This is a genomic window from Nitrospirota bacterium (assembly GCA_015233895.1).
Lineage (GTDB): Bacteria > Nitrospirota > Thermodesulfovibrionia > Thermodesulfovibrionales > Magnetobacteriaceae > Magnetomonas.
The window spans coordinates 1-2,077 of sequence record JADFXG010000063.1 but is presented as its reverse complement, the minus strand read 5'-3'; the positions used below and the strand labels follow the sequence as shown (position 1 = coordinate 2,077).

General features: G+C 49.5%; 2 tRNA genes and 2 rRNA genes. All 4 read right to left on the bottom strand.

The annotated features are described in order from the left end of the window. Nucleotides 1–1,031: ribosomal RNA gene (locus tag HQK88_17195) — 23S ribosomal RNA — on the bottom strand; the annotation flags it as partial. Between the two features lie 50 nt (nucleotides 1,032–1,081). Continuing rightward, nucleotides 1,082–1,154: transfer RNA gene (locus HQK88_17190), tRNA-Ala, on the bottom strand. A 96-nt stretch (nucleotides 1,155–1,250) separates the two neighbouring features. Next, a tRNA-Ile gene (locus HQK88_17185) sits at nucleotides 1,251–1,324 on the bottom strand. Between the two features lie 150 nt (nucleotides 1,325–1,474). Next, a 16S ribosomal RNA gene (locus HQK88_17180) occupies nucleotides 1,475–2,077 on the bottom strand; the annotation flags it as partial.

Sequence of the window (2,077 nt, the reverse complement as noted above, 5' to 3'; positions counted from 1 at the left end):
GTTTGGTTGGGTTTGGTACCTCTTGCGAAGCCCTAGCCCATCCAGTGCCCTACCCCCTGCAGACTATTACCAAAGGCTGCACCTAAATGCATTTCGGGGAGTACCAGCTATCACCAGTTTTGATTGGTCTTTCGCTCCTACCCACAGTTCATCCGAGCTTTTTGCAACAAACACCGGTTCGGGCCTCCACGAGATCTTACTCCCGCTTCACCCTGACCATGGGTAGATCAACTGGCTTCGGGTCTACCGATTGCAACTAGTCGCCCTATTAAGACTCGGTTTCCCTACGGCTCCTCTCGTTGACGAGATTAACCTCGCTGCAACCGGTAACTCGCCGGCTCATTAATCAAAAGGCATACCATCACACAGATTGCTCTGTGCTCTGATTCATTGTAGGCATACGGTTTCAGGTTCTATTTCACTCCCTTCGCCAGGGTTCTTTTCACCTTTCCCTCACGGTACTGTGCACTATCGGTCATCAGAACGTATTTAGCCTTGGAGGGTGGTCCCCCCAGATTCCCACAGGGTTCCACGTGACCTGTGGTACTCAGGATACCGCTTCCCCCTTCATTTGTTTTCGCCTACAGGACTATCACCTTCTACGGCTCAGCGTTCCATCTGAATTCGACTAACAAATAAAGGTAGTACTATTGCGGTCCTACAACCCCCGGAAAGACATCCAACCTGCAAATCTCAGCTCATTTAACTTTCTTGTTATGATTAAATGGCTAATGTTGTAGGTTCAATGTCTTCCCGGGTTTGGGCTCTTCCCCGTTCGCTCGCCGCTACTAAGGGAATCTCGTTTGATTTCTTGTCCTCCAGGTACTGAGATGTTTCACTTCCCCGGGTTCGCTTCTTACACCTATGTATTCAGTATAAGATGACAGGGCTTTACCCCTGCCGGGTTTCCCCATTCGGACGTCCACGGATCTATGCATGCTCGCTGCTCCCCGTGGCTTTTCGCAGCCTGCCGCGTCCTTCTTCGCCGTCTGATGCCAAGGCATCCACCATATGCCCTTACTAACTTGACCCTTTTATTTCTCGTTGTCAAAGACCAAAAATCCTTATACTCTTTCTCTTATGGAGGTGAACGGGATCGAACCGATGACCTCCTGCTTGCAAAGCAGGCGCTCTCCCAATTGAGCTACACCCCCGGACTACCTCATATACAGCAGAAGTATCATACAAACATACTGCCGCCATATACAATGTACCCCCTACGATATTAATCGTAATAAAAGAAAGGGTAATGGGCCTAAGTGGAGTTGAACCACTGACCTCGCGCTTATCAGGCGCGCGCTCTAACCAACTGAGCTATAGGCCCTGAGACTTACTATAATTTTAACAACTATAGTAAATTGTCAGTAGGACAATCCACTTATCCCGTAATTTATCTAAAAAATGTGTAGTGCTCAAATCAATATTTCGCAATATTGATTCAGGATTTAATCCTGACCGTCTAATCGTTCCTTAGAAAGGAGGTGATCCAGCCGCAGGTTCCCCTACGGCTACCTTGTTACGACTTCACCCCAATCACCTACCATACCTTCGTGAGCTGCCTCCTTTGCAGGTTGGCTCACCCCCTTCGGGTACAACAGACTTTCGTGGTGTGACGGGCGGTGTGTACAAGGCCCGGGAACGTATTCACCGCAGCGTAGCTGATCTGCGATTACTAGCGATTCCACGTTCACGAAGTCGAGTTGCAGACTTCGATCCCAACTACGAATATTTTTAGGGATTAGCTCCACCTCACGATCTTGCTTCCCTCTGTAGTAGCCATTGTAGCACGTGTGTAGCCCTGGATATAAGGGCCATGATGACTTGACGTCGTCCCCACCTTCCTCCAACTCATCGCCGGCAGTTTCCTTAGAGTGCCCAGCATAACCTGATGGCAACAAAGGATAGGGGTTGCGCTCGTTGCGGGACTTAACCCAACACCTCACGGCACGAGCTGACGACAGCCATGCAGCACCTGTACAAGCTCTCAGTATTACTACCGAGTCGTTTTCCTTTCGGAATCCTACCACTCACATGTCAAACCCAGGTAAGGTTCTTCGCGTTGCGTCGAATTAAACCA